We start from the raw sequence: 5,841 nt of genomic DNA on the forward strand, positions 1-5,841 counted from the left end.
TTTTTGTTGACCACTACACTCGATCAGATGAAAGATGTACGGGAGAAGGCTACTAAATCTTATGATGAGGCTGAATATGTAGTTGATAAGAAAACTGGTAAAGGAGAATGGAAGGGCGGCGATAGCGGCATCAATACTTTAATGAATGAAGGATTCCTAACTAAAAAGGATCTAAAAGACTTTGCTGATAATCCGGCTGGTCTGGTTAGTAAAGCAGTTCAGGGAATGGTAGCTAAAGGCTATTCAGATGCACAAATCGGTAGTCGTCTGGAAGATCTGGCTGATGATTTGATGCTCACCTCTAAATACTGGACACGCTCCGCTAAAGAAGTGGAACAATCAGCACGAGAACAACGAGAATCAGGGCGCTGGGTAACGCAGGCACAACAGGAAAGCGTTATTAAATTCCGTGAACTGAATAATGCACTTAGTGGGCTTTCTGACTCACAAGGGATCGCCTTTGTTGATGGCTTTATGAAATCTCTTGATCCGAAAGTGATTGAAGAGTTTAAAAAGAGCATGGTTGCAATGCTGCCAATGTTTACCAAATTAGGCGAGGCTGTAGGCGGTCTACTTAATGCGATCATGAAAACTATCAACTGGTTGATGAAAAACGACGAGAAGACGGCAGCTATTCAGAAGAATTTAGGGGATGCACCGCCACTATCTAACGAAGGAATGAAACAGAATCTTTCTAATCTCACTCCTGATCAATATAAAGGCGCTGGCACCGGAACAATTAAGCCAGATAACAGCAATTCCCTGGTTAACACTATTAAAAGCTGGTTTATGCCAGAAGAAACGGTAGGTGGGGCGCAGGCTGTAAATCAATACAGTCTCGAAGGACAAAACATTGCAAATCTGAAACAGAGTGCAGCACAACAAGCTCTCAAGGCTCCTTCTTACACCTTTGCACCTGTTATTCACTTCAATCCAGAATTACAAGTAAATGCAGAAGTGCCGCTAACTATCGAATCAGACACCGGACGATTGAGCGAATTTATCGACTTCAAATCAAAGGCATCCTCCGCTGAGTTTAGCAAGCTATTAACGCTGGGTGTTATGTCAGGCGGGTCAACCTATTAATCATCGCTGTGGGGCTGTTTAGCCCCCTTAAATAAGGATTACAAATTATGGCAATGGGTCCGTTAACCATTGGTCGCCCGACTGAGGCGAAAATCAACAGCACAAGCAACGATAGCAACGGTAGAACAACTAAAGGGGGTAACGGCTTTGCGATCATTGCCTCTAACCTCGGCAGTGGTGCAAATGCTGCTTACAATGACTACCAGGCATTATCATTTGATAGCGTGGAATCGACGAAAATTAGCAGAAATGCAGACGTTACAAGCTATGCTGTCGAATCAGGATCAGAAGTTAGTGATCATGTTCAAATACGGAATAACAAGTTCACATTACAGGGGCGTATCTCTGAAACCGTATTGAAGCTCAATCCCGATATGATTAAGAATGCGGGAATTAACGGCAATAGACGTATGCTTATGCTTGAATACCTAAATCAGTTGATGGACAGTCGCCAACCTTTCCTACTTGTCACTGAGTTAAAAAATTATGACAACGTTGTGTTAGTGGGTATGGACTTCGAAGAAGAAGCAAGCGAAAGCCTATTGTTTACTCTTGATTTTGAGCAAATCCGTCTTGTCTCTAAAGCAACTACAAGCGCAATTGCGGTAAAAACAGCACCAAATAAATCTGTAGGAGGCCAGGTTAAAATGCAGGTAAATACAACAGAACAGAAAAATCAAAAAAGCCCAGGGCAAGACGTTGTAACGCCAGTATTTAAACAATAGCCTTAAACGCCTATGAAACGCTCTGTAACGAGATAATCATAAAAGAGGCATCAGTCTATATTGAAGCCTCTTTATTACGTCTATAGCGTTGTTTTACGCCTTAAATTTGATTTTTTATTGATTGATAAGCCTTTCTCTATTTCAGGGTAGCGTAAAAGCTCAATATATTTTTTAAGCTCTACTGGAGAAGCTGCATTCTTGCTATATGTGCGGAATGTTTCTGTATTGCCGCGCTGATGGCCCAAAATTAAGGCTATGCGGTCCTCTGGAATTTGATTTCGATCAAGAAGCTGTGCTACTCCGTGTCTCAGAGAATGAAACACTTTCCTTTCTGTTCCCTTTTCCCCTAAAGCCTTTCGTTTAGCTCTTGTAAATCGTTGTGTATGCCACGTAGAGCGTTTACCGTCAGCACGCTCTGTAATGCTGGCGTGATAGAACAAAAAGCCATTGTGAGGCTTTTCACGAAGAGATAACACCAATGGAGTGATAAGGCTATGCACAGGCACAAGACGTGCCGCAGCTTTCGTTTTTCCCTGTGTGATTTCAAAACACAGCACACCTTCGATCTCTTTCACATCGTCTATTGTGAGACTTGCTATCTCGTTGATCCGCATCCCTGTATACATTCCGATCAGTGTTATATTTTGCATTTCTTCTTCATCAGCCAGCATTGAGAACACTTTTGCGAGTTCATCATTGCTAAAGGCTTCATAATTCACCTTGCTACTTTTAGCTTCAAGGCCGTGACCTCGCCAAGGATTATCTTGTGGTGCATCGTGATAGCGGTTACGAGCAAGATCCCAGATCTGGGCTAATGCACTGATGTAGTTTTGTATTGTTTGTGGTGCTTTCTCATTTTTTAGGTCATCTAACCAGCTAGTAACAATAGTTCGGTTAACGTCACGAAGCTGAACATCGCGTTTATTCAGATGTTCTAAGAGCACTTCTACAGCCTTGTTTGTCTTTGATAGCGTGGTGAGTTTGCGCTTCTCGCTGAACTGGAGAATGTATTGATCACGCATCCTCAAGAGGGAAGGGCAACCAATAGAAGAATCATTAAATGATTCAGATACTTGAAATACATATGTTCCAGCTTTCCGTAGTTCTGTAATAATTTGCTCGATCTTCGATGTTTTCTCACGTTGAGGCTTTAGCTTGTTACGTAGTTTTATCCATTCCAGCGCCACCGCATCACGGAACAACCGTGCTTCTCGAATATCTCTTGTACCCGTGCTCTTAACGTAGCTGCATCGCCCACCAAATAGATGACGCATATACTTAGGTATAGCGATCCTTACCAGATAGTTTCCGCAAGAATCTGAAATTAAATAGCGATCTCTCTTGAAACTCATACAAACCCCGGCTATTTTGTCAGGGCTTTTGCACTTGATAGTGTACAGTGTGAAGTGTCGATGTGTTGTTAGTTTTGCTTTTGATTCAAAGCATTACAGGAGCTTGCTAGGCAAGCGAACGACCGTAGAAATACGTGCCGGTTCGAGTCCGGCCTTCGCACCAAAAGTATGTAAATAGACCTCAACTGAGGTCTTTTTTTATGCCTGAAATTCACGCCACACAAATCTTTTCCGCTGTTTTTTTCCAACTAACGTCAACCTGGTTCAATCCATATTAAATCCCTTAAGAATACCGAACCAAGTATGTTTGCGCTTATCTATTAAGGATTCGGCTCTTTCAGAAAATCTAATCCATCCTCCAGGCACAATATTTATTGCGATCGTGCTCGCATCGTGGACAATGTTTAATCATAAGTAATATTTACATCAATGAAATCAATGATTTCTATTATGTCACGGAATGGAAAATGGACAGCAATACATTGGGATTCACTTCATACTGGCGCAACTCCTTAGCTGACGCCGAATCTGGTAAAGGAACGTTTTCACGTAAAGATATAGATTCATTCATTCGATGGATAAATATCACTGCAGGGCAGTTGGATGACGAGACTATTCGGGCATTTTTTGACGGTGAAGGGGAGTCGGTAAAAACCGTTGAAGTCGTGTTACGGCCCCAGGTGTGGAACCGCATAGTAAAGCATGGCAAAGAGCAAATGGCAGGTGCCCCCGCAATTATCACGCCACTGGTTACCTCCGCTCTTCTGAATAGGGAAGGTTTTTTGTTTCCTGCTGCTTCAGCCACTATTCCCCGCGATCTGCTTGAACCTCTCCCTTCCGGTCATTTTTCTATTGGTGAGTTGGCTCAATATGACAAATACAAAACCACGCATAGCACAGCCACCATTAATGAAGATGAACCAGAACATTACGAAGAAACTGACGAAGAGAAAGCGGAACGCCATGCCAGGTATCGTCAGCATTGGCAAAATTATCTTCAACAGTCAGATAACCTTTTAAGAAACGTCGCTGGAAATTGGGTCGCTACATCTGAGCCATACGAACGGGCTGGATACGGTTATATTGTTAAAGCTAGCCAGCATGTAGGGGCCAGCGTTCATATCCTGCCTATGTATGACCATCTTCTGATGAGTCAGGTTAAGGTTCCGCTATTAACGCGTTTTGCCTCAAACGAAATGGCTCCAGTGGAGCCACTTCTCGCTAAGAATGCGATGTTCTGCGAACGTCTGGGGCATTCCGGCGATAAGTTTCCGCTGGCAGTGGCGCAGCGCGATGCCCTGAGCCATTATCTGACTCAACAGCAGGGTGATATGCTCGCTGTCAACGGTCCTCCGGGAACGGGTAAAACTACGCTGGTGCTTTCTATTATTGCCACCGAATGGACAAGAGCCGCACTTAATCAAACTGAACCTCCTGTAATTATTGCCACATCGACTAACAATCAGGCCGTCACCAATATTATTGAAGCCTTTGGAAAAGATTTCTCTACTGGTTTTGGCGTAATGTCTGGGCGTTGGTTGCCGGAGGTAATAAGCTATGGCGCTTATTTTCCGTCTAAAAGCCGTCAGGTTGAGGCAGCGAAGAAATACCAGACTGAAGATTTTTTTAACCGCGTTGAATCCCAGGAATATCTGGAAAAAGCCCGGGCCTTTTACCTTGAAAAAGCGGAGGCGGCGTTTGGAGCTGGAGAGTGCAATTCGCCAGAGCATGTAGTGACGCTTTTGCATGAACGTTTAACTTCACAGTTTATGCAACTTCAGCAAATCGAACCCGCATGGCGCAGACTCAATGATATCCGCCATGAACAGCGAGTCATCAGTGAGAATCTCGACCAGTATCTTCAGGACAAAAACACACTTCTTCTCAATATTGGTAATGAAATTTCACTTTTGGCCAGAGGTAAAAAGCAGTGGCAGCAATACCGTGCCGATGAGTCGCTTATGTATGCATTTTTGTCATGGCTCCCTGCTGTTCGTGCTAAACGCCATTACCAGATTAACCTCTTCCTGGACTCTACGTTCGGCACAAGAATGACAGCGTTCCAGGGAAATTGTCCCGAAGATATTGATAAATTTATCGATAGTTTGATCGCTAAAGCACAACAAGAGCAGGCGGTGTGCCAACAGAATATCAACTTTGCGCAGGACATAGCCCGAAGCGAAATGGAAGCAGCAAAACAATGGCGCGGGTTGACTTATGCTCTGGGCTACAGGGGAGACGATGAGCTGAACCTCGCCGGAGCGGACGAGCTTGCCGATACTCAGATTCGTTTTCCAGCGTTCTTGTTAGCGACTCATTATTGGGAAGGTCGCTGGCTGATGGATATGGCGGCAATCGATAACCTGCAAAAAGAAAAAGGAATTACCGGGACAACTATCGCCGAGGCTCGTTGGCTAAGAAGAATGAAACTTACTCCTTGTGTGGTAATGACCTGCTACATGTTGCCTTACCATATGAACAGGAGAAAATCTTTTGGTGGGGACAGAACATCGGATAATAATTATTTATATAACTTTGCCGATTTACTGATTGTCGATGAAGCAGGGCAGGTACTCCCGGAGGTTGCTGCGGCCTCTTTTGCATTGGCGAAGAAAGCACTGGTGATTGGCGATACGGAGCAAATAGCTCCAATCTGGAATGATGTAGCCCCCAGAAAC

General features: G+C 44.0%; 2 protein-coding genes and 2 pseudogenes. 3 read left to right on the plus strand and 1 reads right to left on the minus strand.

The genetic code is table 11. The annotated features are described in order from the left end of the window. Positions 1 to 1,086, plus strand: a pseudogene (locus FEK46_RS23085) (hypothetical protein); the annotation flags it as partial. Positions 1,087 to 1,133: 47 nt separating this feature from the next. Continuing rightward, positions 1,134 to 1,811 carry a phage baseplate protein gene (locus FEK46_RS23090; RefSeq protein WP_135560397.1) on the plus strand — a complete coding sequence of 226 codons (678 nt, stop codon included), beginning with the start codon at positions 1,134 to 1,136 and terminating at the stop codon, positions 1,809 to 1,811. Between the two features lie 80 nt (positions 1,812 to 1,891). On the opposite strand, the gene FEK46_RS23095 is transcribed toward FEK46_RS23090, so the two are convergent. Continuing rightward, on the minus strand, positions 1,892 to 3,163 hold the full coding sequence (locus FEK46_RS23095; protein WP_135560398.1) for a site-specific integrase: 1,272 nt from the start codon (positions 3,161 to 3,163) through the stop codon (positions 1,892 to 1,894). A 467-nt stretch (positions 3,164 to 3,630) separates the two neighbouring features. On the opposite strand from FEK46_RS23095, the pseudogene yjhR reads away from it, so the two are divergent. Next, positions 3,631 to 5,841: pseudogene (gene yjhR, locus FEK46_RS23100) on the plus strand (helicase YjhR); the annotation flags it as partial.

The organism is Escherichia sp. E4736, assembly GCF_005781225.1.
In the GTDB taxonomy this organism is placed as follows: Bacteria; Pseudomonadota; Gammaproteobacteria; order Enterobacterales; family Enterobacteriaceae; genus Escherichia.

Excerpts from the sequence above, each read along its gene's own strand:
- FEK46_RS23090 (WP_135560397.1), top strand. The coding sequence starts at position 1,134 with ATGGCAATGGGTCCGTTAACCATTGGTCGCCCGACTGAGGCGAAAATC.
- FEK46_RS23095 (WP_135560398.1), bottom strand. The coding sequence starts at position 3,163 with ATGAGTTTCAAGAGAGATCGCTATTTAATTTCAGATTCTTGCGGAAAC.